The 24,796-nt window shown below is 57.1% G+C and carries 26 protein-coding genes and 1 pseudogene; 8 read left to right on the top strand and 19 right to left on the bottom strand.

The genetic code is table 11. The annotated features are described in order from the left end of the window. The first annotated feature begins 99 nt into the window (after positions 1–99). Complete coding sequence (locus AC2FGE_RS06455) at positions 100–327, top strand: DUF1127 domain-containing protein (protein WP_170536815.1); 228 nt, start codon at positions 100–102, stop codon at positions 325–327. A 63-nt stretch (positions 328–390) separates the two neighbouring features. Here the strand turns inward: AC2FGE_RS06455 and AC2FGE_RS06450 are convergent, their stop codons facing one another. After that, positions 391–834 (bottom strand): PaaI family thioesterase, encoded by a 444-nt coding sequence (locus AC2FGE_RS06450; protein WP_496818394.1) that lies wholly within the window; start codon positions 832–834, stop codon positions 391–393. 49 nt (positions 835–883) lie between these two features. Between AC2FGE_RS06450 and AC2FGE_RS06445 the strand changes: the two are divergent. From AC2FGE_RS06445 to gluQRS, 4 genes and pseudogenes are all read left to right on the top strand, one after another. Beyond that, positions 884–1,678 (top strand): annotated as a pseudogene (locus AC2FGE_RS06445) (enoyl-CoA hydratase); the annotation flags it as partial. Positions 1,679–1,936: 258 nt separating this feature from the next. Continuing rightward, complete coding sequence (trmFO, locus tag AC2FGE_RS06440; protein WP_496818393.1) at positions 1,937–3,277, top strand: methylenetetrahydrofolate--tRNA-(uracil(54)-C(5))-methyltransferase (FADH(2)-oxidizing) TrmFO; 1,341 nt, start codon at positions 1,937–1,939, stop codon at positions 3,275–3,277. Positions 3,278–3,314: 37 nt separating this feature from the next. Beyond that, entirely contained in the window at positions 3,315–3,929 is a 615-nt protein-coding gene (locus tag AC2FGE_RS06435; protein ID WP_496818392.1) for a class I SAM-dependent DNA methyltransferase, read from the top strand. Beyond that, positions 3,926–4,807 carry a tRNA glutamyl-Q(34) synthetase GluQRS gene (gene gluQRS / locus AC2FGE_RS06430; protein WP_496818391.1) on the top strand — a complete coding sequence of 294 codons (882 nt, stop codon included), beginning with the start codon at positions 3,926–3,928 and terminating at the stop codon, positions 4,805–4,807. The genes AC2FGE_RS06435 and gluQRS overlap by 4 nt, the downstream gene beginning before the upstream one ends. A gap of 54 nt (positions 4,808–4,861) precedes the next feature. Here the strand turns inward: gluQRS and hisI are convergent, their stop codons facing one another. Further along, positions 4,862–5,251: a phosphoribosyl-AMP cyclohydrolase gene (gene hisI, locus AC2FGE_RS06425; protein ID WP_496818390.1), complete on the bottom strand. Its 390-nt coding sequence runs from the start codon at positions 5,249–5,251 to the stop codon at positions 4,862–4,864. Between the two features lie 48 nt (positions 5,252–5,299). Between hisI and AC2FGE_RS06420 the strand changes: the two genes are divergently transcribed. Together AC2FGE_RS06420 and AC2FGE_RS06415 are read left to right on the top strand one after the other, a co-directional pair. Beyond that, the gene (locus AC2FGE_RS06420; RefSeq protein ID WP_496818389.1) at positions 5,300–5,752 is read left to right on the top strand and encodes an iron-sulfur cluster assembly scaffold protein; all 453 of its coding nucleotides are present in this window, start codon (positions 5,300–5,302) and stop codon (positions 5,750–5,752) included. A gap of 59 nt (positions 5,753–5,811) precedes the next feature. Continuing rightward, positions 5,812–6,450 carry a MarC family protein gene (locus AC2FGE_RS06415; RefSeq protein WP_496818388.1) on the top strand — a complete coding sequence of 213 codons (639 nt, stop codon included), beginning with the start codon at positions 5,812–5,814 and terminating at the stop codon, positions 6,448–6,450. A gap of 186 nt (positions 6,451–6,636) precedes the next feature. On the opposite strand, the gene AC2FGE_RS06410 is transcribed toward AC2FGE_RS06415, so the two are convergent. The 5 genes from AC2FGE_RS06410 to sciP all read right to left on the bottom strand — a co-directional run bounded on the left by AC2FGE_RS06410 (position 6,637) and on the right by sciP (position 12,304). After that, a complete protein-coding gene (locus tag AC2FGE_RS06410; RefSeq protein ID WP_496818387.1) occupies positions 6,637–6,759 on the bottom strand; it encodes a hypothetical protein in 123 nt (40 codons plus the stop codon). A gap of 112 nt (positions 6,760–6,871) precedes the next feature. Beyond that, on the bottom strand, positions 6,872–8,962 hold the full coding sequence (gene recG / locus AC2FGE_RS06405) for an ATP-dependent DNA helicase RecG (RefSeq protein WP_496818386.1): 2,091 nt from the start codon (positions 8,960–8,962) through the stop codon (positions 6,872–6,874). Then, positions 8,959–11,085 (bottom strand): NAD-dependent DNA ligase LigA, encoded by a 2,127-nt coding sequence (gene ligA / locus AC2FGE_RS06400; RefSeq protein ID WP_496818385.1) that lies wholly within the window; start codon positions 11,083–11,085, stop codon positions 8,959–8,961. The genes recG and ligA overlap by 4 nt, the downstream gene beginning before the upstream one ends. Positions 11,086–11,208: 123 nt before the next feature. After that, on the bottom strand, positions 11,209–11,925 hold the full coding sequence (gene ctrA / locus AC2FGE_RS06395; protein ID WP_496818383.1) for a response regulator transcription factor CtrA: 717 nt from the start codon (positions 11,923–11,925) through the stop codon (positions 11,209–11,211). 85 nt (positions 11,926–12,010) lie between these two features. Further along, entirely contained in the window at positions 12,011–12,304 is a 294-nt protein-coding gene (sciP, locus tag AC2FGE_RS06390; RefSeq protein ID WP_170536838.1) for a CtrA inhibitor SciP, read from the bottom strand. Between the two features lie 129 nt (positions 12,305–12,433). On the opposite strand from sciP, the gene mnmA reads away from it, so the two are divergent. Next, entirely contained in the window at positions 12,434–13,579 is a 1,146-nt protein-coding gene (gene mnmA / locus AC2FGE_RS06385) for a tRNA 2-thiouridine(34) synthase MnmA (RefSeq protein WP_496818382.1), read from the top strand. Here the strand turns inward: mnmA and AC2FGE_RS06380 are convergent. From AC2FGE_RS06380 to uppS, 12 genes are all read right to left on the bottom strand, one after another. Then, positions 13,576–14,157 (bottom strand): cadmium resistance transporter, encoded by a 582-nt coding sequence (locus tag AC2FGE_RS06380; RefSeq protein WP_496818381.1) that lies wholly within the window; start codon positions 14,155–14,157, stop codon positions 13,576–13,578. The two genes, mnmA and AC2FGE_RS06380, sit on opposite strands and share 4 nt — an antisense overlap. Then, positions 14,157–15,314, bottom strand: a complete 1,158-nt coding sequence (gene lpxB / locus AC2FGE_RS06375) for a lipid-A-disaccharide synthase (protein WP_496818380.1) — start codon at positions 15,312–15,314, stop codon at positions 14,157–14,159. Before lpxB ends, AC2FGE_RS06380 begins: the two co-directional genes overlap by 1 nt. Further along, positions 15,314–16,108 carry an LpxI family protein gene (locus tag AC2FGE_RS06370; protein ID WP_496818379.1) on the bottom strand — a complete coding sequence of 265 codons (795 nt, stop codon included), beginning with the start codon at positions 16,106–16,108 and terminating at the stop codon, positions 15,314–15,316. The genes lpxB and AC2FGE_RS06370 overlap by 1 nt, the downstream gene beginning before the upstream one ends. 4 nt (positions 16,109–16,112) lie before the next feature. Then, on the bottom strand, positions 16,113–16,898 hold the full coding sequence (gene lpxA, locus AC2FGE_RS06365) for an acyl-ACP--UDP-N-acetylglucosamine O-acyltransferase (RefSeq protein WP_496818378.1): 786 nt from the start codon (positions 16,896–16,898) through the stop codon (positions 16,113–16,115). After that, complete coding sequence (gene fabZ / locus AC2FGE_RS06360; RefSeq protein ID WP_496818377.1) at positions 16,895–17,368, bottom strand: 3-hydroxyacyl-ACP dehydratase FabZ; 474 nt, start codon at positions 17,366–17,368, stop codon at positions 16,895–16,897. Before fabZ ends, lpxA begins: the two co-directional genes overlap by 4 nt. Positions 17,369–17,445: 77 nt before the next feature. Further along, the gene (locus tag AC2FGE_RS06355; protein WP_496818376.1) at positions 17,446–17,910 is read right to left on the bottom strand and encodes an OmpH/Skp family outer membrane protein; all 465 of its coding nucleotides are present in this window, start codon (positions 17,908–17,910) and stop codon (positions 17,446–17,448) included. A gap of 126 nt (positions 17,911–18,036) precedes the next feature. Next, entirely contained in the window at positions 18,037–20,397 is a 2,361-nt protein-coding gene (bamA, locus tag AC2FGE_RS06350; protein ID WP_496818375.1) for an outer membrane protein assembly factor BamA, read from the bottom strand. Between the two features lie 127 nt (positions 20,398–20,524). Beyond that, complete coding sequence (locus AC2FGE_RS06345) at positions 20,525–20,653, bottom strand: hypothetical protein (RefSeq protein WP_496818374.1); 129 nt, start codon at positions 20,651–20,653, stop codon at positions 20,525–20,527. Between the two features lie 79 nt (positions 20,654–20,732). Then, entirely contained in the window at positions 20,733–22,085 is a 1,353-nt protein-coding gene (gene rseP / locus AC2FGE_RS06340) for an RIP metalloprotease RseP (RefSeq protein ID WP_496818373.1), read from the bottom strand. A gap of 4 nt (positions 22,086–22,089) precedes the next feature. Then, positions 22,090–23,262, bottom strand: coding sequence for a 1-deoxy-D-xylulose-5-phosphate reductoisomerase (gene dxr / locus AC2FGE_RS06335; RefSeq protein WP_496818371.1), 1,173 nt, complete (start codon positions 23,260–23,262; stop codon positions 22,090–22,092). Further along, positions 23,262–24,059, bottom strand: a complete 798-nt coding sequence (locus AC2FGE_RS06330; protein ID WP_496818370.1) for a phosphatidate cytidylyltransferase — start codon at positions 24,057–24,059, stop codon at positions 23,262–23,264. Before AC2FGE_RS06330 ends, dxr begins: the two co-directional genes overlap by 1 nt. Next, the gene (gene uppS / locus AC2FGE_RS06325) at positions 24,056–24,787 is read right to left on the bottom strand and encodes an undecaprenyl pyrophosphate synthase (protein ID WP_496818368.1); all 732 of its coding nucleotides are present in this window, start codon (positions 24,785–24,787) and stop codon (positions 24,056–24,058) included. The genes AC2FGE_RS06330 and uppS overlap by 4 nt, the downstream gene beginning before the upstream one ends. Positions 24,788–24,796 lie beyond the last annotated feature (9 nt).

Here is a 24,796-nt window from a genome sequence, read left to right as displayed (position 1 = left end):
TACAATTCTTCCTTTGCGTTTGACACAATCTCGAATGTATCAAATACATATATCGAACATCAATACTTTGTGTCAATACAATTGGAAAGGAATACTGAGATGACACGCACAATGCACAACCCCGCCCTCTTGCTGCTGAACGACAGCCCCCGGTTGCCGCTGATCGCCGCGCTGGCCGTGCGGTTTGCGGCGGCGGTCACTCAATGGGAACGCCGTCGTCGCAGTCGCATTAACCTGAGCTATCTTGATGATCGGCTTCTAGAGGATGTGGGCCTGACCCCAATGCAGGCCAAACGTGAAGTAAGCCGCCATTTCTGGCAGCTCTGATTGATCCCCAGTCCCATTTTTTTGGGACCTCTTCCTGGGCCGGGGTTTATCCCCGGCCTTTTTTTATCCAAACTTGGCCGCAGCCGACCCCGCCGGTGGTAGCGAATAGGTCATACTGGCGCGAGCAACGGGCTGATCTGAGCCTTCTGAGTAGATCAGCACATCCCCAACAGCCAGGCTGCGCCCGAGTTTCAGCAACCGACATGTAGCAATCAGATCTTTGCCGCCTTCGGGCTTTCGCAGAAAATCCAGCGAACTGTTGGTTGTTACGGCAAGCGACTGGCGACCTTTGCGCGCCAGAACCATGGCGTAAACACAGACATCTGCCAGCCCGAACATCGAAGGACCAGACACTGTGCCACCGGGGCGCAAGTGACGATCTGCCACAACAAGGCGCATGGTAATGCTGTCTTCATCCAGCGCCTCGACCACGAAGTCCTTATGGACCTGTGGGAATACCTCGGCCAGGTATTGTGACAGTTCGTCTTTATTCAGCGCCAATCCCATGCTTCCCCTCCTGCATCTTGCACCCTAGAGTTGGCCCAACAGCCAGCAGGAGGGCAAGATGGCAATTTTGGAACGTAACGACACTGGCGCGGTCGCGCAGCTTCGATTGAATGCGCCGGATCGGTTGAACGCCCTGAGCGATGAGATGCTGGCGGCCCTGCAAGCCGAGTTCGACAAACTGCGCGAGGACAGATCGATCCGCGCCATTACCCTGTCGGGTGCGGGCAAAGCCTTCTGCGCCGGGCATGACCTGAAACAGATGACTGCAGGCCGGCAATCCGAGGATGGCGGCAAGGCCTATTTTCAGGATCTGTTTGAACGTTGTGCCAAGATGATGATGTCGATCCAGTCCCTGCCGCAGCCCGTTGTCGCGCAGGTGCACGGCATTGCGACAGCGGCGGGCTGTCAGTTAGTGGCGACCTGTGATCTGGCAGTTGCAGCCGAAGGCACCCGGTTTGGCGTGAATGGCGTGAATATCGGCCTGTTCTGTTCGACGCCTATGGTTGCACTCAGCCGCAATATTCCTAGAAAACTGGCCTTTGAGATGCTGACAACCGGTGATTTCATCACAGCAGAACGCGCAGCAGAACTAGGGTTGGTCAATCGCGTCGTCCCTGAAATGCTGCTGGAACATGAGACAATCTCGCTTGCAGAGCAGCTGGCCAGTAAGTTGGGAAGCGCTGTGAAAATCGGGAAAGAAGCGTTTTATCAACAGGTTCAGATGCCGCTGGATCAGGCTTATGCCTATACCGGAGAGATAATGGCGCAGAATATGCTGCATCGGGATACAGAAGAAGGCATTTCCGCCTTTATCGAGAAACGCCCCCCGAATTGGACCCAATAACGCAATTGTCAGGCACTTTTTTTGCCACTGTTTTCATTTTAGCACTTTTCAAAAGGGCAGCACTGTGGCAAAGCTGAGACGAGGCCGAGGCCTCAGACATACTTTTGGGTCGCCGTGGGCGGAAGGTCCCTCCGAGCTGGTTTCTCTCACCAGCGTTGACATTCCCGCAGCGGCGACCCCAAGACCCCTCCTGAAAATCAGCGCTAAATACAGATGCGTGAGTTGCGTCTGCCTACCCCCTGCCCTATGTGGCAGCGCATGACACAAGTTTTGCATATCGTAGGCGGCGGCATGGCCGGGTCCGAGGCCGCATGGCAAGCCGCAGAGATGGGCGTGGATGTAGTCATCCATGAAATGCGCCCCACTATCGGCACGTTCGCACACCAGACTGGCAATCTGGCAGAGATGGTGTGTTCGAATTCATTCCGGTCCGACGATGATGAGCAGAATGCCGTTGGGTTGCTACATTGGGAAATGCGCGCGGCAAACGGTTTGATCATGACCACAGCCGATGCGCACCGCTTGCCCGCCGGTGGCGCGCTGGCCGTCGACCGCGATCCGTTTGCCGAGGATGTCACCGCCAAGCTGCGCGCCCACCCCCGTATAACCGTGACGGATGAAGAGGTAACATCCCTTCCCGATGACGGGCATTGGATCTTCGCCACCGGCCCCCTGACCTCTCCGGCTCTGGGTGAGGCGATCCGGGCCGAAACCGGCGCGGAATCGCTGGCCTTTTTTGATGCCATCGCACCCATCGTCTATGCAGACAGCATCGACATGAGTCAGGCCTGGATGCAGTCACGCTATGACAAGGGCGAAACCGAAGAGGAGCGGACGGCTTATCTGAATTGCCCTATGGACCGGGATCAGTATGAGGCGTTCATTGATGCCCTGCTGGCCGCCGACAAAACCGAATTCCACGAAGGCGAGACAGCCGGTTACTTCGACGGCTGCCTGCCGATCGAGGTCATGTCTGAACGCGGTCGCGAAACCCTGCGCCACGGTCCCATGAAGCCCGTTGGCCTGACCAATCCGCACCAACCGGACGTGAAACCTCATGCCGTGGTGCAATTGCGTCGCGACAATGCCTTGGGCACGCTGTTTAATATTGTGGGCTTCCAGACCAAGATGAAATACGGCGCACAAACCGAGGTGTTCCGCATGATCCCCGGCCTGGAAAAAGCGAGCTTCGCGCGCTTGGGCGGTATCCATCGCAACACCTTTATCAACTCGCCCACTTTGCTGGACGCGCAGATGCGGTTGAAATCCAAACCGAATATCCGCTTTGCCGGTCAGATCACTGGGGTCGAGGGATATGTCGAAAGCGCCGCGATGGGTCTTTTGGCAGGGCGACTTGCGGCTGCCGAGTTTCTGGGGCATGCGCTGCCCGAAGTGCCACAAGACAGCGCGATGGGCGCTTTGATCCACCACATCACTGGCGGAGCCGAGGCAAAGACCTTTCAACCGATGAATGTGAATTTCGGCCTGTTCCGCCCGGTCGATGGCCTGAAAGGCGGTCGTCGAGGGCGCAAGGACCGTTACAAAGCCTACACAGACCGCGCCAAAACGGAATGGAACAACTGGTTGGCTGCTTGCTGACTGGACGAAGCGCGAAGGATCAGCCTACCATAGGCATATGAACGACGAATTCTTCAAAAGCACCTACGATCTGGAAACCCCCGAACAGACTGAGGCGCACTACCAAAAATGGGCTGCGACTTATGAGGCCGAAGTGGCCGAGCAAGGCTATGCTACCCCTGATCGCGTGGCACAGGCGCTTTGGTCGCAAAAGCCCGAAGCGCAGACGCCTGTTCTGGACTACGGCTGCGGCACCGGTCTGTCAGGGGTCGCGTTGCGAAATGCCGGGTTCGAAGTCATCGACGGCATGGACCCAACCGCGAACATGCTGGCAGTCGCAAAAACCAAAGGGGTGTACAGAACCCTGTCCAGCTTTGAAATCTCCGATCCAGCACCGCTTACCAGCAGTGCCTATACCGCGATCACGGCAATCGGCGTTATCGGCGCAGGTGCAGCCCCGCCTGAAACGCTGGATATGCTGATGCATGCGCTGCCCAAAGGTGGAATGTTGTCATTTTCCTTCAACGATCACACACTCGCGGATCACACCTATACAGCGCGGCTGAACGACTGGTTGGATATGGGTGCGGCACGACTTTTGTTCCGCGAACACGGTCCTCATTTGCCGGGTCTGGACATGAAGTCCGACGTGTATGTATTAGAAAAGACGTGACATTCACCACGCGCTTCGCGCCATCTCCGACGGGTCCTTTGCATCTGGGGCACGCTTATTCGGCGTTGCTGGCCCATGATATGGCGGCGTCTGAGGGTGGTGAATTTCTGCTGCGGATTGAAGATATCGATCAATCCAGATCGCGCCCGCACTGGGAGGCGCAGATCTATGACGACCTCACATGGCTCGGCCTGCACTGGCCCAAGCCCGTCATGCGCCAATCCCAGCGTCAGGCAATCTACGATGCAGCGCTGGATGAACTCTGGCGGCGCGGCTTTCTGTACCCGTGTAGCTGCAACCGCAAAGATATCGCCGCAGCGGTCAGCGCCCCTCAGGAAGGCGCACCCTTATTGGGCCCTGATGGTGTGATCTATCCGGGCACATGTCGGCACCGCATACCTAATTCAGAAGATACACCCCGCTCACAAAACGAAGCGCTGCGCCTGGATATGGCCAAAGCGGCGCAACACGTTTTTGACAGTAATGCCTTAGCCGGACAGTTCACCGAACATGGCACAGGCCCCAAAGGCGAAACCGGAACAGTCCGTTTCTCGCCGGAAGAGTTGATCACAGCGATCGGAGATGTCGTTCTGGCCCGCCGCGGTATGGGCACCTCGTATCATCTGTCCGTCGTTTTGGATGATGCCACGCAAGGGATCATGCGGGTTGTGCGCGGTCAGGACCTGTTCGATGCCACGCGCATCCACGTCCTGTTACAGGCCCTTTTGGAGCTGCCAGTACCCGAATACTTCCACCACGATTTGATCCGTGACGACGCAGGCAAGCGCCTGGCGAAACGAGACGATGCCCGCGCGATATCGAAATACAAATCCGACGGTGCAAGCCCCGAAGACATCCGCGCGATGATTGGTCTTTGACCAACCTAATTAGTGTTAGGCATAGGCGTTCCCAAGGATGGCCGTGCGGGTCCTTCATTCCATCGGTTTCATCAACTCGGTTTCATCCCCGTCCCGGATAGCGGTATAGAAGCAGCTGCGCCGGTTCGTGTGACAGGCAGGACCTTTCTGATCGACCAGAACCAAAAGACAATCCCGGTCACAATCAACACGGAAATCGATCAACTCTTGCGTATGACCCGAAGACTCGCCCTTGATCCAGAAGGACTGCCGTGACCTTGACCAATAGGTAACCCGACCTGTTTCCAGGGTGCGTTCAATCGCTTGTGCGTTCATCCAGGCCATCATCAGAACCTCGCCCGATACATGATCTTGCGCGATGGCTGGAACCAGCCCTGCCTCGTTGTATTTCAAGGTTGCGGGGTCAAACACAATTGGATCAGTCATCAGAAAAACCTTTTGCATCCCAAGGGCTGGCCACTATGTATGGGGAACACGCAACGAGGGAAAGCCATGAGTGGCGAAAACGATCTGATTAAGCTGTACTCGGCAAGAATTCTTGCGCTGGCCGCAGATATCCCCCATCTCGAACGATTGGACCATCCCGATGCAACGGTTAAGAAACGCTCGCCCTTGTGCGGGTCAACTGTGACCGTGGATGTGAAACTGCAGGATGGGCGTGTCAGTGCCTTTGGGCAGGATGTCAAAGCCTGCGCGCTGGGTCAGGCCTCGGCCTCGGTTGTTGGGGACGCGGTGATCGGCGCGACACGGGCGCAGATCGAAACGGCGCGAGATCAGCTTGCAGCGATGTTGAAAAAGGACGGCTCGGTTCCTGATGCGCCATTTGATGGGCTAGAGGTTCTGATGCCGGCGCGAGAATATAAAAACCGCCATGCCTCGATCCTGCTGTGTCTGGACGCCACGGCCGAAGCCATTGCACTTGCCGAACAGGCCAACTGCGCCTGAGCGTAGCTTTTTCACACGTTCCCGTCTAACCTCTCCACAACTGGTTAGAGGGGTTTGGTTTGAATAATTTACTTGAGCATTTTGTAACCCTATGGGTCGTGATTGACCCCATCGGTACAATCCCGGTTTTCATCGCAGTGACCGCAGGTCTTGCGGCATCGGCCCGCAGGCGGGTCGCCGTTCTGGCCGCCCTGATCAGTGCCGGTGTGCTGCTGTTCTTCCTGGTCTTTGGTCAGCTTTTGATCGAAGCGCTGGATATCGGATTGAACTCGTTTCAGGTTGCCGGTGGCATCATCCTGTTCCTGTTCGCGTTGACCATGATTTTTGGGGAAAGCAAGCAGGACATTGAACAGCGCGCAGCCGAGGATGACAAAGAGGATACGACCCATAAGCACAATCCGGCGATTTTTCCGCTGGCAGTACCTTCCCTCGCCTCACCCGGAGCGATGCTGGCGATCGTCATTCTGACCGACAACAACCGCTACAGCGCGGCAGATCAGGGCATCACCGCCTTGGTCATGTTGTCTGTGCTGGTGATCGCCTTTGTTCTGATGTTGCTGGCAGAGCCGATCATTCGCCTGATCGGTCATTCCGGGGCAGCCATCATCAGCCGCGTGATGGGCATGATCCTGGCCTCGGTCGCCGTCAATTCGGTTTTGTCGGCCATGCTGGAAATCATAAAAACTGGTCAGCTATAAAAAAACCGCCGCTCCTTCCGGGCGGGAAGGGCGGCGGCAGTCTATGCGTGTCTCGCGTGGGGTCCGGAACACCGCGCGGGGCCGAGGCATGGCCCCTTCAAGGGGTTTGGGACAGGCAGGTCACCCTTGATCGTAATGGGGATGACAGGCGCGGGTTGATCGGCACGAGATCGCAGGCAGAAAGGTTTAGAATCCAACCGGAAGGTGAAGGGCAACCATCAGCATGACAACCAAGGACGCCACCCCCGCGACATCCTGCAGGATTGTCGTGTGCGAACGGCTAATCGCGATCTTGATCTGGGTCAGCATTGGGTCACCTCCGGTCGAAGATTTAATCCTTTGTTGACCTTTTGTTCTCATATTTCTCCGAGTCGGTAAAGAACTTTTTGAGAACATTTGTGAACTTTAAGGGATTATCAACCTAACCCACTGAAATCAAACGGATCGCTTGATCCTGTTTCATCAGCCACAGCAGAACGCGCGCGGCCTTACCCCGGTCCGAGGTCAGTTTTGGGTCTTTACCCAGCAGCGCGCGGGCATCCGATTGCGCCACCGCCATCAACCCGGCCTGCCGTTCGAGATCGGCAATGCGAAACTTTGGCAATCCTGATTGGGCGGTACCGATCAGATCACCTGCGCCGCGCATCTGCAGATCGGTTTCTGAAATACGGAAGCCATCCTCTGTTTCTCGCAGCACTTCCAGTCGTTTGCGCCCACCTTCGCTGAGCGGCGGTTGATACATCAACAAACAGGTTGAATCCGCGTCGCCCCGGCCCACACGCCCGCGCAATTGGTGCAACTGCGCCAGACCGAAGATTTCGGCCCGTTCGATCACCATGATCGTGGCGTTGGGCACGTTTACGCCGACTTCGATGACAGTCGTGGCCACCAAAACTTTGGTGTCACCGGTTTGAAAGGCCGCCATGGCCGCGTCTTTCTCGGCTGGCGGCATCTGGCCATGTACAAGACCGACAACACCTTCACCCAGAATAGCACGCAGGCGTTTGAACCGTTCTTCGGCGGCCGTCAGGTCCGATACCTCGGATTCGTCCACTAAAGGACAGACCCAATAGCACTGCCGCCCGTCATCAATCGCGCGACGTAGGTGCGCGACGACCTCATCCATACGGCCCGTGCTGACAATGGCGGTCTTGATCGGCTTCCGACCGGGCGGCTTTTCATCCAATACCGAGACATCCATGTCGCCATATTGCGCCAATGCCAAGCTGCGCGGGATTGGCGTGGCCGTCATCACCAGTACATCCGCGCCCTGCCCCTTTTCTGACAATTCCATCCGCTGGCGCACACCAAACCGATGCTGTTCGTCAACGATGGCAAGCCGCAAAGAGCCGAACTCCACGTCATTTTGAAAAACGGCATGTGTGCCGACAAGAATCTGAATATCCCCAGTTTTCAGGGCAGCCAGTTTCGCCCGCCTCTCAGCCCCTTTGTCGCGCCCGGTCAGGATTTCCAGCACCACGCCAGCCTCTTCAGCCAGAGGGCGCAATCCTTCCAGATGCTGCCGCGCCAATATCTCGGTCGGGGCCATCATTACGCCCTGCCCGCCAGCTTCGACCGCGATCAGAAGCGCCATAAAAGCGACCAGCGTTTTCCCCGCACCGACATCGCCCTGCAACAGACGGTTCATCCGCGCATCCGACGCCATATCGGTAGAAATCTCTTCGATGGCGCGGGTCTGAGCCCCGGTTGGACGATAAGGCAGGCTACCCAAGACCTTCGATTGCAACGCGCCGGTTCCAGCACTGACGATGCCCCGCGCTTTACGCTCAATCTGGCGCGCCAAAGCCAGCGTTAACTGATGGGCCAGAAGCTCATCATAGGCCAGGCGCTCTCTTGCGGGTGAAAACGCCGCCACATCATCGGCGCCCTGCGGATTATGCGCTGCCTCGACAGCGCTCTTCCAACCTGGCCACTTCTGTTGCGCCACCTGGGCCGGATCGGCCCATTCGGCCAGGTCTGGCGCGCGGGCCAAAGCGCTGCGGACGGCTTTAAATGCGGTCTTTTGGGTAACGCCTTGGGTCAGGTGATACACCGGTTCGAATTCAGGGATATCCTGTGCCTGCTCAACCGGCAGCATATGATCGGGATGGACCATTTGCGCCATACCATCAAACAGCTCCAGCTTGCCCGAGATCACGCGGCGCGATCCCTGCGGTAGCAGTTTTTTCAGATAATCGCCCCGCGCGTGGAAGAACACGAGTTGGAAATCGGCCTGACTGTCTTCGACATGAATCCGATAAGCACCACCTTTGTTACGTGGTGGTCTGTGCACGCCAACGGTTACCTCAACTGTCAAAGTCGATGGTAAATCAACGCCTTGAATGGTTTCGCGCCGACGCCGGTCAACCACCGCATAAGGCAGACCAAACAGCACATCACGCGGGCTTTCGATCCCGCTTTGCGCCATGGCCTGCGCCGTTTTGGGGCCGACACCCTCTAACGTTTCCAACCCGGCAAACAAAGGGAATAGCTGTTCGGGCCGTCCACTCATGCGCCGTTAATCAGCTGTAGCCAGCCATCCTCATCCAGTGTTTCTATGCCTAGCTCTGCGGCTTTCTTGGCTTTGGACCCGGCACCCGGCCCCGCGACAAGCAGATCCGTTTTCTTGCTGACCGAGCCAGAGACCTTAGCACCCAACGCCTCAGCCCGGGCCTTGGCTTCGGCGCGGGTCATCTTTTCAAGCGTTCCGGTGAAGACGACGGTTTTACCCGCAACCGGGCTGTCAGTGGTGTCGGGGCGCTTTGCCTCTTCTACCTGCAACTGGGCGACTAGATCATCGATGCTGGCCCGTTCCGCTTGTTGCGCAAAGGCTGAAACCAACGCGCGGGCCATGACCTCACCGACTCCGTCGATGCCCAGCAGCTCTTCCCATTCGGGCCCTTCGAAGGTGGCCGCTGCGGTCACGGCAGTCTCAAACTCGGCCCAACTGCCATAGTGAGTGGCGATTAGGTTCGACGCGGCCTCACCCATGTGGCGAATGCCCAAAGCAAACAGCAAACGCCCGAACCCGATATTGCGCTTTTCATCAATTGCGGCCCAAAGATTGCCCGCGCTTTGCGCGCCCCAGCCCTTGCGGTTGGCCAATTTGGTCAGATTGCCCGCATCGCGTTGTTGCAGCGTGAAGATGTCGACTGGCGTTTTGATCGGCAACTCAGGATCTTCATAAAACATCTCAATCTGCTTTGCGCCCAGGCCTTCAATGTCAAAGGCCTTGCGCGAGACGAAATGCTTCAGCTTTTCAACAGCTTGCGCGGGGCAAATCAGGCCACCCGTGCAGCGCCGTACCGCATCGCCTTCTTCGCGGATTGCCTCGCTGCCGCATTCGGGGCATCGCGTTGGAAAATCGTAAGGCACTGCGTCATCTGGGCGTTTGGAAATTTCGACATCTGCGATCTTGGGGATCACATCGCCGGCACGGTAGACCTGTACCCAATCACCGACCCGAATGTCCTTTCCGTCCCGGATGGTGCCGCCCTTGGCGTCACGGCCTGCGATGTAATCTTCGTTATGCAATGTGGCGTTTGAGACAACGACGCCGCCCACCGTCACCGGATGCAACCGCGCAACGGGGCTGAGCGCACCGGTTCGCCCAACCTGAATGTCAATTGCTTCAAGCCGGGTCCAGGCCAGTTCTGCGGGAAATTTATGGGCAATCGCCCAGCGAGGCGTGGTTGACCTGAACCCCAATCGTGCCTGCAGCGCCAGATCGTTGACCTTGTAGACGACACCGTCGATGTCATAGCCCAGCGTGGCGCGCTGTGCTTCGATCTGCCGGTAGTGGGCCAGGATCTCATCCGTGGTTTTGCATTCGCGGGTCAGATTATTCGTTGAGAAGCCAAAGCCTTTCAAGCGGTCAATCGCGCCCTTCTGAGTGTCAGAAAGCGGTTCTGATAATTCACCCCAGGCATAAGCAAAGAACCGCAGCGGACGGGCGCGCGTGATTTCCGAATCCAGCTGTCTCAATGATCCGGCGGCGGCATTTCGGGGATTGGCAAAGGTTTTCCCGCCGATTTCGGTTTGACGCAGGTTGAGCGCATCAAAATCTGCGTGCGACATGTAGACCTCACCCCGAACTTCAAGAATCGCAGGCGCGTCTTCGATGGTTTGGGGAACATCAGTCAGCGTTCGGGCGTTGGCCGTAACGTTTTCACCTACCTCACCATCACCGCGTGTGGCCGCCTGAACCAGCTTACCGTTTTCGTAGCGTAACGAAAGGGACAGACCGTCGATCTTCGGTTCCGCCGTATACGCAAGCTGCGCATCGTCATCCAGCCCGAGGTATTTTCGGATCGACCGGTCAAAGTCGGCCACATCCTCATCGTCGAACGCATTGCCAAGCGACATCATGCGCACCGCATGGGTGACCTTAGAAAACCCGTCTGCCGCGCGGGCGCCGACCTGATCACTGGGGCTATCGGCACGCTTGAGATGTGGGAACCGCGACTCGATTTCGGCATTCCGCCGTTTCAGCGCATCGTATTCCGCGTCTGATATCTCGGGTGCATCTGCGCCGTGATACAATTGATTGGCCCGTACGAGCAGCTCGGCCAGCCGTGCAAGCTCGCCACGGGCCTGATCTTCGGTCAGGTCTTCTGTTGGAATGGAGTTGCTCATGGCCTCGCCCTGTCACGTCTTCTTGGACATCAGTGATAGGGCGAGGCCATGGCTAGGTCCAGACTTGCTGAGCCGTGAGTGTGGGTGCCGCCCTGGACCAACGGCGGCACAAGTGTTCGGATGTCAGGCGCCGACCGCGATGCGGGTCTCGTCCATGCTGTCGGATTGAGGATCGCGCAGCACATAACCGCGCCCCCAGACTGTTTCGATATAATTGTCGCCACCGGTGGCATTGCTGAGTTTCTTGCGCAGCTTGCAGATGAATACGTCGATGATCTTCAGCTCTGGCTCATCCATGCCGCCATAAAGGTGGTTCAGGAACATCTCTTTCGTCAGCGTCGTGCCCTTGCGCAGGCTCAAAAGCTCCAACATCTGGTATTCCTTGCCGGTCAGGTGCACGGTCTGGCCATCTACCTCAACCGTTTTGGCATCCAGATTTACGGCAACCCGACCGGTATGGATCACCGATTGCGAATGCCCTTTCGAACGCCGAATAATCGCATGGATACGGGCAACCAGTTCCTCGCGATGGAACGGTTTGGTCAGATAATCATCCGCGCCAAATCCAAAGCCCTTGATCTTGCTTTCCGTATCATCAGCCCCGGACAGGATCAGGATCGGGGTTTCCACCCTTGCGATCCGCAATTGACGCAGCACCTCATGCCCGTTCATATCCGGCAGGTTCAGGTCCAGCAAAATGAGATCGTAATCATAGAGTTTTGCCAGATCGATCCCTTCTTCCCCCAAATCCGTCGCATATACATTCAGGTTTGCATGCGTCAGCATCAATTCGATGCTTTTGGATGTGGTTGGATCATCCTCGACAAGAAGTATTCTCATTTCACTGCTCCAATTCAGGTCAAAAATCTTCAATTCAATTCAAACCTGATCAAAAATGGTTAATCTGGCGTTACCGTTGAATCATTTATTCACTTTCATCTTTAGGTTGTCGATATTTTTTTAGCGCGGTTACTTTCAATGCATCGATTCCGTGTTCGGCAACGGCAGAAACCCACGTATTGAACTCTTCATCGCTGATGCCATAGCGTTTTTTGGCATCAGACAAGGTGATCAGGCCGTATAGAACCCCGCGCACAACGATGATTTTGCGCGACGCGACCCAACGCCGTGTATCAGCGGGTGGAAGATCGGCGCGCGACAGAACCGTGCCATCCGGCAGGGTGACAGATCGCGGCCCTTCAACTTTGTGCAAATACATCTTTCTACCCTTTTCCTGCTGCGACAAAGCTGCCATCAGCCTACTTAATGTGGCGTGAAACCGCCCCTTGAGAGTGTGTAGAATTTTCCTATATTCTGTCGGTCTTTCTTAACCCGGACTGGAATCGCCATGGCCGTCGCCGCCGAGACCCAACTCAATTCGCTTGGCTTTGCCAAACCGCCTTCGGAAACGCGGGTGGTGGTTGCCATGTCTGGCGGTGTCGACAGCTCGGTTGTTGCCGCCTATCTGGCGGATCAGGGCTATGACGTGGTCGGCGTCACCCTGCAGCTTTATGACCATGGCGCGGCGTTGGCCAAGAAAGGCGCGTGCTGTGCCGGGATCGACATTCATGATGCGCGTCGGGTGGCCGAAGAGCGTGGTTTCCCGCATTACGTTCTGGACTATGAGAACATCTTCAAAGACGCGGTGATTGACGAATTCGCCGATAGCTATCTGGCCGGCGCGACACCTGTGCCATGTATCCGCTGCAATGAGCGGGTGAAATTCAAGGACCTGCTGGAAACCGCAAAAGATCTTGAAGCCGATTGCATGGCCACGGGCCACTACATCCAGCGAAAGATGGGTATGAATGGGCCGGAGTTGCACAGCGCCGAGGACGCGAACCGCGATCAGTCATATTTCCTATTTTCGACTACGCCCGAGCAGTTGGACTTTCTGCGCTTCCCTCTGGGGCACCTGCCCTCAAAGCACGCAACGCGCGAAATGGCAGCGCAATATGGGTTGGCCGTAGCTGACAAACCCGACAGTCAGGATATCTGTTTTGTGCCCAACGGCGATTATGCCAGCGTGATCGAAAAGCTGCGCCCCGGTGCGGCGGAACCGGGTGAGATCGTACATGCCGACGGTCGCGTATTGGCGCAGCATAATGGTGTCATTCACTATACGATCGGTCAGCGCCGCGGCCTGGGCATCGGCGGCCTCAGCGACCCGCTTTATGTGGTCAAGCTGGACGTGGACAAGAAACAGGTTGTCGTCGGACCCAAAGAAATGCTGGCGACCAGAACCATTCCGGTGCGCGAGATCAACTGGCTGGGGGATGAGCCCTTCACCGCGCGCAGCGAATGGCACCTGTCGGTCAAAGTCCGCTCGACCCGCCCCCCGCGTGAGGCGATTATCCGCCCGCTGTCCGACACGACCGCCGAGGTGGAGCTGCTGACGCCCGAGGAAGGGATCTCGCCGGGTCAGGCCTGTGTGTTCTACGCCAATGAAGGCAGCCGCATTTTTGGCGGTGGCTGGATCTGGCGCGGGTACTAGATCGCGTCAGTCCATGAGTTGCTGAGGATGTAGATCCCGGCGCAGATCATCACGTAAGGCACAAGCGTCTCAAGCCGTTGCGCCAAACCTCCGGCCATGATTGGCGCGCGTGCGCCCAAAAGTGCAAGCGCGCACAGGGTAAGCGCCGCCGCTACAGCCCCAGCGACCCCGGCAAAGCGATAGCTCGGGGTGGAATCCGCCAAGAGCGGCGCGAGAACAGCAAACGTGTCCATGGACAGGCTGACAAACAGCAGCATGGTCACCAAGGTCGACGCACCCGCAGATATGTGTGCGCCCTGCGGCGTCTCTTCTCCCTGGAATTGGCGAACAACTCCAATGAAGCCAAGACCCAAAGGGATCACTCCCAAATAGCCTGCCCAGTGCGGCACCACATCATCGACCCCCAATGCCAGCAGGAAAGCGATGGTGATCACGATCATCTGCGCAAACAGGAACCCTGCAATGGCGCGGCGCGGACCAGATACCATCATTAGCGCAACCAAGACGGCAAGATTGTCGAGATTGGTCAAGATCTGCGCCACAAAGGCTGAAGCAGCAAAGATCGCATGATCCAACATCACGTGTTCATTCTGTTCAAAACGGCCCTTGCTGCGCGCAGACCCGCCGCCTCGCCGCCTCGCCCAAGCCGCTCCATAGTCGTTGCCATGGCTTGATCCTGTGTATCTGGCGCTGTGGATACCTGCTCCAACGCAGCTGCGATCTTTTCGGGGATGCAGTCTTCAAGCAAGCATTCAGGCACTGCGTGGCTGTCCGAGACCAGATTGACCAGAGTGACCGTATCCAGCTTGACCATGCGTTTGGCGATCAGCGTGGTTAGCCAGTTCAGATTGTAGGCGATCACCATAGGCGTCGCCTGAGCTGCCAATTCCAACGAGACCGTACCAGAGGCCGCCAATGCCAGATCGGCGGCGGCAAAGGCTGCTCTTTTCTGCACCTGCGCCTCGTTTGATGGCAAATTGCGCGGATCAACAACAACCGGCCGACCGGGCCAATCCTTGATGTGGTCCGTAACCGCATCGACCATATGTGCAACCGCCGGAACCACGACGCGGGTGTCGGTACGATCTTTCAGGAACTGGTCCAGTGCCGCACCGAAGATCGGGGCCAGCCGCTCGACTTCACCTCGCCGAGAGCCAGGCAAAGCCAGCACGATGGGCGCGTCGCCAAGATCATGATCCGCGCGAAATCCTTGGATGTCTTTTTCGGATGCAACCGGTTCGTTCACCACCGGATGGCCCACGAAATCACACTCCATCCCCGCGCGCTCCATATAGGGCGGCTCAAAGGGCAGCAACGCCAGAACGTGGTCGATCACCTTGGCCATCTTGTCCGCGCGCCCCGGACGCCAGGCCCAGACGCTTGGGGCCACGTAATGCACGGTGCGAATGTTGCTGGAAGCCTTGACGATCTTGGCCACGCGCAGCGAGAAATCTGGGCTGTCGATGGTGATCAACACATCTGGCCGCGTGTCCAGCACGTCTTGTGCGGTTTCAGCGATCCGGCGTTTCAGATGAAAGAACTTGGGCAGGACCTCGACCAGGCCCATAACGCTAAGCTCGGACATCGGGACCCGACTGTTCAAGCCCTCTGCCTGCATCAGTGGCCCGCCGACCCCGTCAAACTCCACATCTGGAAGCAGGGTCTTCAACCCTTCCATCAGCGCACCGCCCAACCGGTCGCCCGAAGGTTCACCGGCGACCAGAAAGACGCGCATCAAACCGCCCTTTCGCGCACGAACAAGAACAGACCCAGACGATTACATTCGGCAATCACTTGGTCGCGCTGCAACACCATCACACCGCCCTTTTCAATGACAATACCGGTCAATCCGGCTGCCACGGCGCTGGTCACCGTCTCGGGGCCTATTGCGGGCAAATCTACCCGCCGATCCTGCGCAGGCTTTGGGGCTTTGAACAGAATACCGCCGCCTGCATCCGGACGTTGGGTCAAGGATTGCAACATCCACGCGGTGCCAAAAATGCTTTCAACGGCCAAAGCCTGCCCTTTGGACACGGCGCACGCCTGCCCGATATCGGCGTTGCCCATGGCACGTAGAACACCGGCTGCCCGGTCCGCATCGGCCAGATCTGCCTCAGATGGTTGCGCCTCGGTCTGGCAGCCAACTGACAGAAGCAGCTCCGGTGCGATCTCATGAGCGGCATTGACCGTCAGGCCCGCATCTTCAAAGATACCGATGACCGCGCGCAACGCGCCATCGTCGCCAGAGGTCATCGCCTTCTGCAAGATCGGAACCAATGGCAAAGTCGCCGCATCAATCCGCGCAGGATCGACGCCCGGTCGCTGAATTGCACCAGCCATGCAAAGCGCAGTTACACCGCGCGCGTTCAACTCGGCGACAAAGCTGCCCAGCTGTTCCAGCGGAAACACGATGTCTGGTCTGAGCGTATCGGGCTCAAACCCCTCCATCGCGCAGATCAACGGGCGCTCCGCCAAAGCGGCCACAACCTCATCCGGCAAGACACCTGTGCCTGCGATCAAAGCCAGCATGCGCTTACTTCCTTGGTGTCAGGAAAGAACGATCCGTGTCACCGGTCACAAATTCAACAATGCGCCGGACATATTCACTGTCAGTGCCTTCACCCGCGCGATGGGCGCGCTCCTGAAACGTCCCATCACCTACAGTCAGTTCCTTGAAGGCCGCCCGCAGCGCCGAGATATCTTCGCGCGAAACGCCGCGCCGTTTCAGGCCAACCAGGTTGAGCCCGTCCAGTTCCCCGCGTGGGGCCTGGACCAGACCGTAGGGAATCACGTCATTGGGCACCATGGTCAGCGCGCCGATGATGGCACCGCGACCAACCCGCACCCATTGATGCAGGCCCGAAATACCCCCGATGATCACATCATCCTCGATGATACAATGGCCGGCTGCACCCGCATGGTTCACCATGATCACCCGATTGCCCATCTGAACATCGTGGGCCACATGCACGCCCGCCATCAGCAGGCAATCGTCACCAATACGCGTCACACCACCGCCACCATCGGTGCCGGTATTGATGGTCACATGCTCTCGTATCCGGTTGCGCTGGCCGATTTCCAGCCGCGTATTCTCGCCGCCAAATTTCAGGTCCTGAGGGATTTCGCCAATAACCGAGAAGTTGAAGATAACCGTATCGTCACCGACAGAGGTGTCGCCAGTCACGACAACATGTGATTTCAGTTCCACCCGATCGCCCAACCGCACCTGAGGCCCGATATGGCAGAACGGGCCAATCGAGCAGCCCTGCCCGATCTGAGCGCCCTCTTCTATGACTGCGCTGGGATGAATGCCGCTCATGCCGTTTTTTCCATGTCCCAATCAACATAGGCCGAAAACTCGGCTTCGGCGGCAACTTCACCATCGACAGTGGCCCGGCCGTTGAACTTGAACAGCTTGCCGCCTTTCTTGCCGCGCAGGGTTTCCACATGCATCTCCAGAACATCGCCAGGCACAACCTTGCGGCGGAATTTGCACTTATCAATGCTCATGAAATAGATCAGCAGTTCGGTATCAATCACGTCCATGCCAACGCCCAGCATGACACCGGCAGTTTGCGCCATCGCTTCGACGATGGTGACGCCTGGCATGATCGGAGTACCGGGGAAATGACCCTGGAAATGCGGCTCGTTCATGGTGACATTCTTGATACCAACGGCTGATTGATAGCCGTCAATATCAACCACCTTGTCGACCAAAAGAAACGGATAGCGATGCGGCAATATGCGCTGGATCAGCTGAATGTCGGCGCTTTTGGTTTCCGAGGTCATAAGTCACAAATCCCGTCTTGGAAGTCTCAGTTCTCGCGTGGTTAGCAATACAGGCGCATAAGGGCAAGCGGACCCGTCTATTCGCCCTGGCCGTCCTGCAGGCCGGTTCCGTCTCCGATTGCATCATCGATCCGGTCTATCGCAACATCGGTGATGTCCGACGCGTCCGAGCTGAGCAGCACATTCGAGCGTTCCAGAATGATCGAGCCGCCGCTTTCCTGCAAAAGATCGATCAGTACCGGACGCGCCAACTCATAGAACCTTTGACGACTGTCTTCGCTAAGACGGGCCAGCGCGTCCAGTTTGGCACGCTGCCCCGCGCGATGAGACTGAACCTTTGTGTCAAAGGCTTCCGCCAGCGGACGAAATTCTTCCGGTGTCAGTTCACCACGTCTTTCGGTAAGCATTTGTTCTTCAGCGCTCAGTTCAGCAATGATGCGTTCATTTTCCTCGCCCAGCAACGCACCTTCCTGCTCAATCTCGCGCAAGACGCGCTGACCAAACTGGGATTCCGTAAACAGGCGATCACTGGAGATCGTCACTACGACGTTTTGAGACACACCCAATTGCTGCGCCGAGCTTGGGAGAGCCCAAACACAGGCCAGAAAAACACACAGGGCCCGAAGGGGGCCCTGCAGAAGGTTGAGACCGTGGTCAGCCATGAAAGATCAGAACCTTGCCTGAACGGTTAGGTCGAAGCTCCGTTCTTTGTCGAATTCTTCTTTTTTTAGAGCTTTCGAGAAGTTGAACCGCAGCGGACCGAAGGGTGTTTCCCAGAGGACAGAAAGACCAATGACATGGCGAATTGAACCATCTGCGCCAACGATGTTCGCGCCAGCTGTGTTCACATTGTCAATATTGTAGAGGTTCCCAACATCATAGAACACGCCTCCACGGAGACCCAGTTCCTCTGGCAGGCCCAATGGGAAATCGGATTCAAAGCGAGCGACCCAGTAATAATTGCCGCCAATAGCGTCATCTTGACCGTTGGACAGATCGCGTGGGCCAAGACCGGCAGGTTCGAACCCTCGGAACACACTCGGCCCTAGCAGAAATCGGTCGACTGTACGGCTGAAATCATCTCCGGACCAATGCAAAGCGCCAAGTTCAAGCGTCGCACGCAAGGTCACCTCTTCACTCAACACGCGCGTCTGCGCAATCCCGCGGGCCGTCGTTTTGAAGAACTGATTATCTCCGCCAAGACCCGCGGCATCCACGCCGACCTCGAACAAAACGCCGGCATTGGGGTTCAATCCACCGATACGGCTGTCATATACATAGGATACACCGAGAGAGCTTGTCGTACGCTTACCTTGCTCGATTTCAGATGAAATAACGGCACCGTTGATTTCATCATCCTGCTGAGTCATTTCACTGCGCTCCCAACCATATCGGAGGCGCAATGCGGACAGCTCACCGATTGAGTAGGTCAGCTGAGGATTAAAGAACAGGCGTTGGGTATCGTAGCTTGCAAACCCAGAGTTGGTCCCCGAGAGACCAAGCCCAAGATCAAAGCGCAATCTGCGACCCAACAGGTAAGGTTCTGCAAAGTTGATGGTGTATTGTTCGGATTCCTGCGCAGTCGAGATGGAAAAACCAAGATTCTGACCACGCCCAAGGAAATTGGATTCGTTCAACGCAACAGCAAGCCCGATACCGTCCGATACCGAGTAGCTACCGCCCAGCGAAAGTGAACCCGTGGGCTGTTCTTCAACATCCACGTCCAGAATGACCTGGCTTGGGCTTGACCCTTCGCGCGGCTCAACACTTGCTGTGGCGAAGAAACCCAAAGCGTTGATGCGCTCAGATGCCTGACGGATCGCACGCGGATTGAACGGATCTCCTTCGACCGTGTCGAACTGGCGACGGATCACCTGATCCAGCGTTGTGGTGTTCCCTTCGATATCAATCCTTTCAACAAAGACGCGGGGGCCCTTGCTTAGGACGAATTCGATATCCAGCGTCAGGTCGCGATCATTCCGGGTGACACGCGGCTCGACCCGCAGAAAATCGACGCCTTGTTTCACGCCCAACCGTTCCTGCCGAGCGATCGAGTTTTCGATCAGCGTGGGTGAATACGTAACACCCGGCTTGATTTTCAGCGCAGCCTGATAGGCTGCGGCGTCCACGCCTGGAATCTCGCTGACAGTGGTGATCTTACCGAATGAGAATTGCTGTCCCTCGGTTACATTCATCACCAGGAAAAACGCATCGCGTTCGCGGGTGAACTCAACATTGGCACTGTTTACACGGAAGTCGATATAGCCACGCGACAGGTAGAAATCACGAATGACCTGCTTGTCGAACTCGATCCGGTCACCGATGAATGTATCGCTGCGGAAAAAGGTACGTAGAATGGTGGCCTGTTTCGTCTCAAGCACGCGGCGCAAGCGACGGTCGGAATAGGCGCGGTTGCCGACAAAGCTGACACGCTCCACCTCAATCGTGGTGCCCTCAGAGACTTCGAATACCAGATCCACCCGGTTTTCGCTGCGGCGGATGATACGGGGGATCGCGGTCGCAGCCACACGACCTTGTGCCGAATAGACTTCAGCGATCAGATCGGCATCCGCTTCGGCGGCCTGAGGCGTGAACACACGACGGGGCTGCGACGAAATCACTTCGAGCAAGACGTCGTCTTTGACACGCCGATTCCCCTCGATGCTGATCTGGTTGATCGTCGGGTATTCCTGAACCTCGATCACCAGGGTTGTGCCGCGCGGTGTCAATTCGACTGTTTCAAAAACACCACTGTCAAGCAAACGCTGATAGGCATCGTTCAGCTGACCGCTTGTCACCGTCTGGCCCGGTTCGATCCCGGTTCTTGCGATGATCGTGCCGGTCTCAATACGCCGGTTTCCATCTACGTCAAACGAATTGATCGTAAAGCTTTGCGCGGTCGCAACGTTTGGCACTGCCAGTAAACTTGCCGCAACAAAAAGGAAAAGAAACGTGAGCGTTTGCCACAAAATCTTGTTTGAAGACTTACGCCCCCCGCAGGATGTGCCCGCGCCTCGCCCGTCGGTCATTTTTATCTCAACCCAGAATTCTAAGACTTTAATGCTGAGTAACGGGTCTGGATGTGCTTGTCAAAAGGCCAAAACGCCCATCTGGCATTTGATCGCGCCTACTCTGCGCTGTTGTGCCGAGCCAGAATCAGAATCCGGCCAGATAAGCACCTAAACCAAGGGCCAAAGCGGTGACCGCAAAACTCAGCAAGACGTCCCGGTTCAACATGAACAGGAAGCTGAAGCTTTGATAGGATTTGCGCAGTGCTTGTGTCATGGTCGGCCCTCAATTTGGCGAAAACACTAACGCCAGATTGAGGCAAGAATGCGGCTTTGTTGTGCGCGCGGTGTCACAATCAGCAGAACAGATCGTTTGTTACCGAAAACAGCATCAGGCTGAGAATCAGGGTGATTCCCACCGTCATCAAAATCCGGAGCGCCCGGTCGCTGGGCGGCTTTCCGGCAACGGCTTCATAAGCATAAAAGACCAGGTGCCCGCCATCCAAAGCCGGAATTGGGAACAGGTTCAGCAGTCCAACAGCGGTCGACAAAACCGCAATAAAGAAGATGAAGTTCTGCGCACCCTGACTGGCCATCGCACCCGAGGTTTCGGCAATGCCAATCGGGCCGGAGATATTGCAGGTACTGATCGCGCCGGTGATCATGTGCCACATCCCCGACAGCGATCCGTCGATAATGCGGATGGTCTGCCTGACACCGCCCGTCAGCGAATCCCAAATGCCAGCGGGCTGAGTCGCAGGTTCCAGCATCATGCCGCCCACGATCCCGATACGCCAATGAGTGATAAAGCCGCCTTCGGACTGGGGCTCATCCGTGCGCCGTGGGGCCAGAGCAAATTCCAGATCAGCCCCGTCGCGCCAAACGTTCAGCAATAATACGCGACCATCCGAGCTTTCGACAAATTCCTTAAGCTGGTCGAAGGCAAAGATTGGCTGCCCGTTGACGGCGGTGATCACATCCCCCGCTTCAAGCTGGATGTCCATCGCGGCACTGCGCGGTGCAACCTGACGGATCAGCGGTGGGAACAACCAAGGCGCTTCGACATCCAGCGTTTCACCATCGCGGATTACGGTATAGTCCAGAACAGGTTCAACAGGCAGCGACCCGGTGAATTCGCTCCAGTTGCTCTCCTCATCAAAATCCGGTGTCGTGATACCGGCAATGGCGACGATCTCATCCCCCACCTGAAGGCCCTGAACGGTTCCCGGCAACGGTTGCAATTCACCCACTGTCAGAGGTTCGCGTGACACACCTTGCGACCAAAAGATCATCCCGAAAACGATGATCGACATGGCAAAATTGAATATTGGGCCAGCCGCAACGGTTGCGGCACGGGCCCAAAGCGGCGCGCCATGCATGGTACTGCGCAGCTCTTCAGGGCTTTGTTCGGCGATCTCTTCCATCGCCTCTTCGTCCTTACCCGAGGCCGCGTTGGAATCACCCTTGAATTTGACATAGCCCCCAAACGGCAGCAGCGCGATCTGCCATTTTGTGCCACGCTTGTCGAACCGGCTCCACAACACCGGGCCGAACCCAATGGAAAACACATCGGCATGAATGCCAGACCAGCGACCAACGATGTAATGCCCGTATTCATGCACAGCCACGATGGCGGACAAAGCGATCACAAAGGCCACAATCGTCCAAAGCAAATTTCCGAATTGCGGGATCAGGGAAAGTACGTCCAATATTCTATCCTGCTCGTTTGTGCACGGCGTCATCTGCCCATTGCCGTGCCAGATGGTCCGTTTGCTGTACGTTATCAAGTGTCAAAGGGGCATCAATAAGACATTGTTCCGCATCAAATCTGTCCAGAACCATGGCAACACAATCTGCCATGTCCAGAAATCCGATCCGACGCGCGATAAAGTGATCCAGCGCCCGCTCTTTGGCGGCATTGAAAACAGCGCCCGATAGTCCTCCGCGTTCCATGACATCCCACGCCAGTTTGAGCGCGGGGTAACGAGTCAGATCGGGCTTTTGAAAATTCAGCTGCCCAATCGCCGCCAGGTCGAGCCGTTCGACCGGTAGCCGCTGTCTGTGCGGCCAATGCAGCGCGTAGCCAATGGCGTGGCGCATATCGGGCGCGCCCATATGGGCCATCACCGCACCATCCCGAAACCCAACCAGCGCATGCACGATAGATTCAGGATGTACGAGAACTTCGATCCGCTGCGGGTCTACCCCAAAGAATTCTCTGGTCTCGATCACCTCAAGCGCCTTGTTGAACATCGAGGCGCTGTCGATGGTGATCCGCTGCCCCATATCCCAGTTCGGGTGGCTTGAGGCCTGTTCAACCGTTGCCTTGGCCAAGTCTGAGACGGGCCAATCCCGAAAGGCCCCGCCACTGGCTGTGATGATGATCCGCTCAACCGCGCCAATATCCTCGCCCACAAGTGCCTGAAAAACAGCTGAATGCTCACTGTCCACCGGCAGCAGGCGCGCGCCATGCGTTTTGGCTGTGTCCAGCACCAAGGCCCCGGCACAAACGAGCGTTTCTTTGTTGGCCAGTGCCAGCGTCGCGCCTTGCTTCAACGCCTCGATCCCCGGGGCCAGCCCGGCCGCCCCCACGATAGCTGACATGACCCAATCTGCAGGCCGCGCCGCCGCTTCGGACAGCGCCTGCGCACCAGCGGCCGCTTCGACGCCTGAACCTTCCAGCGCATCGCGCAGGTCGGGCAACCGGTCCTCATAAGCCGTCACAGCGATATCGGCGCGTAACTTGAGGGCATCTGCGGCCAGCTGAGCGATATTGGTGCCCCCGGTCAGGGCGACCACGTCATAGTGATCGGGTGCACGAGCGATCAAATCAATTGTGTTCTGGCCAATCGAACCGGTCGCACCGAAAATCGAAACCTTGCGCATCACATCGCCCCGGGGGAATAGATCAAACCCGCCAAAAGCACGAACAGCGCCGCACCCATCATTCCATCAAACCGGTCCAGAAACCCGCCATGGCCGGGGATCAGATTCGAGCTGTCCTTGATCCCAAACCTGCGTTTGACCGCGCTTTCAGCAATGTCACCAGCCTGACTGGCCATCGAAGCCAGTACTGAAATCACCACGAACATCACGCCAAACCCGCCCTGGACGGCGAACAGGATGCCAACCATTGCAGCTGCTGCCCAGCCCCCTGCTGTACCAGACCATGTTTTCTTGGGGCTGACCTTGGGCCAGAACTTCGGTCCACCCACGGCCTTGCCCACGAAATATCCCGCCACATCAGTTGCCGCGACCAAGGCAATCAGCCAGATCATCGCTGTAAAGCCCATCGTCTCTCGGATCGAAATAAAACCCAGCCCTGCCCCGGCAATCCATAGCATAAACACCGCGCACAACCCGCGCGATTGCTTGACCTGCCCGGCAGAAACCAAAGCAAGCGCGGCTATGATCGGTAGCGTGTAAACCTGCGAAAATTCAAAACGCCAAAGCTCTGCGACACCAAAAACCACCGCGCAGGTCAGAATACCCAATTGCACCGCAACGCTTGCGCGTTGTGGCTCGATCATCCGAACCAGTTCCCAAGCCATCAACCCGCAGGCCACCGCGATGAAGCTTTCAAACCAGATTCCGCCCAGCCAAACCTCAATCGCACCGATGGCGACAAGCACGATGGCAGACAGAACGCGCGTCGTCAGATCAGACCATCGGCCATCGCTCATGCGATAACTGCTCCGAAACGCCGCTCGCGCGATCCAAAGTTGTTGCACAGGCATTCCAGCTCGGCCGCGGTGAAGTCAGGCCACAGCGTGTCGATGAACTCGTATTCAGAATAGGCGGATTGCCACAGCAAAAAGTTCGAAATACGCGCCTCGCCACTGGTACGGATCACCAGATCAGGATCCGGCAGAACCCGCGTATCCAGGTATTTGGGCAGCGTTTCTTCGTCCACATCATCGGGATGCAATCGCCCTTCGGCCACATCGCGCGCCAGCCGTTTGGTCGCGCGGGCAACCTCATCCCGACCGCCATAGTTCAGGGCGACGGTCAAATGCACCAGATCGTTGTTCTTGGTTTCTTCTTCCAGAGAATCCATCAGCTCGATGAGCTTTGAATCCAGCCGAACGCGATCCCCGATAAACCGCACGCGGATGCCATTTTCGGCCAGCGTCTTGGTTTCCTTGATGATATAGCGGCGAAACAAGCTCATAAGCCCCGCCACTTCGACCTGAGTTCGTTTCCAGTTCTCGGTCGAAAAGGCAAAGACGGTCAGGTACTTGATCCCCAGCCCCGGACAGGCTTCGACCACCTCGCGCACGCGACGCGCGCCAGCGTGATGACCGAACAATCGGGGTCGCCCACGTGCCTGCGCCCAGCGGCCATTACCATCCATAATGATCGCCACATGGCGCGGACCAGGTCCTGGCTCAGTTTGGGGATCCTTGGGCATAAGATAAGC

This window comes from Ruegeria sp. YTSA075 (assembly GCF_059610245.1).
The sequence above is the reverse complement of the archived record's forward strand: the minus strand, read 5'-3'. Positions and strand labels throughout refer to the sequence as shown.

Bases quoted from the DNA above. Each gene is read 5' to 3' on its own strand.
- AC2FGE_RS06455 (WP_170536815.1), top strand. From the start codon at position 100: ATGACACGCACAATGCACAACCCCGCCCTCTTGCTGCTGAACGACAGC.
- AC2FGE_RS06450 (WP_496818394.1), bottom strand. From the start codon at position 834: ATGGGATTGGCGCTGAATAAAGACGAACTGTCACAATACCTGGCCGAG.
- trmFO (WP_496818393.1), top strand. From the start codon at position 1,937: ATGACACAAGTTTTGCATATCGTAGGCGGCGGCATGGCCGGGTCCGAG.
- AC2FGE_RS06435 (WP_496818392.1), top strand. From the start codon at position 3,315: ATGAACGACGAATTCTTCAAAAGCACCTACGATCTGGAAACCCCCGAA.
- hisI (WP_496818390.1), bottom strand. From the start codon at position 5,251: ATGCAAAAGGTTTTTCTGATGACTGATCCAATTGTGTTTGACCCCGCA.
- AC2FGE_RS06420 (WP_496818389.1), top strand. From the start codon at position 5,300: ATGAGTGGCGAAAACGATCTGATTAAGCTGTACTCGGCAAGAATTCTT.
- AC2FGE_RS06410 (WP_496818387.1), bottom strand. From the start codon at position 6,759: ATGCTGACCCAGATCAAGATCGCGATTAGCCGTTCGCACACGACAATC.
- recG (WP_496818386.1), bottom strand. From the start codon at position 8,962: ATGAGTGGACGGCCCGAACAGCTATTCCCTTTGTTTGCCGGGTTGGAA.
- ligA (WP_496818385.1), bottom strand. From the start codon at position 11,085: ATGAGCAACTCCATTCCAACAGAAGACCTGACCGAAGATCAGGCCCGT.
- ctrA (WP_496818383.1), bottom strand. From the start codon at position 11,925: ATGAGAATACTTCTTGTCGAGGATGATCCAACCACATCCAAAAGCATC.
- sciP (WP_170536838.1), bottom strand. From the start codon at position 12,304: ATGTATTTGCACAAAGTTGAAGGGCCGCGATCTGTCACCCTGCCGGAT.
- mnmA (WP_496818382.1), top strand. From the start codon at position 12,434: ATGGCCGTCGCCGCCGAGACCCAACTCAATTCGCTTGGCTTTGCCAAA.
- AC2FGE_RS06380 (WP_496818381.1), bottom strand. From the start codon at position 14,157: ATGTTGGATCATGCGATCTTTGCTGCTTCAGCCTTTGTGGCGCAGATC.
- lpxB (WP_496818380.1), bottom strand. From the start codon at position 15,314: ATGCGCGTCTTTCTGGTCGCCGGTGAACCTTCGGGCGACCGGTTGGGC.
- AC2FGE_RS06370 (WP_496818379.1), bottom strand. From the start codon at position 16,108: ATGCTGGCTTTGATCGCAGGCACAGGTGTCTTGCCGGATGAGGTTGTG.
- lpxA (WP_496818378.1), bottom strand. From the start codon at position 16,898: ATGAGCGGCATTCATCCCAGCGCAGTCATAGAAGAGGGCGCTCAGATC.
- fabZ (WP_496818377.1), bottom strand. From the start codon at position 17,368: ATGACCTCGGAAACCAAAAGCGCCGACATTCAGCTGATCCAGCGCATA.
- bamA (WP_496818375.1), bottom strand. From the start codon at position 20,397: ATGACCGACGGGCGAGGCGCGGGCACATCCTGCGGGGGGCGTAAGTCT.
- AC2FGE_RS06345 (WP_496818374.1), bottom strand. From the start codon at position 20,653: ATGACACAAGCACTGCGCAAATCCTATCAAAGCTTCAGCTTCCTGTTC.
- dxr (WP_496818371.1), bottom strand. From the start codon at position 23,262: ATGCGCAAGGTTTCGATTTTCGGTGCGACCGGTTCGATTGGCCAGAAC.
- AC2FGE_RS06330 (WP_496818370.1), bottom strand. From the start codon at position 24,059: ATGAGCGATGGCCGATGGTCTGATCTGACGACGCGCGTTCTGTCTGCC.
- uppS (WP_496818368.1), bottom strand. From the start codon at position 24,787: ATGCCCAAGGATCCCCAAACTGAGCCAGGACCTGGTCCGCGCCATGTG.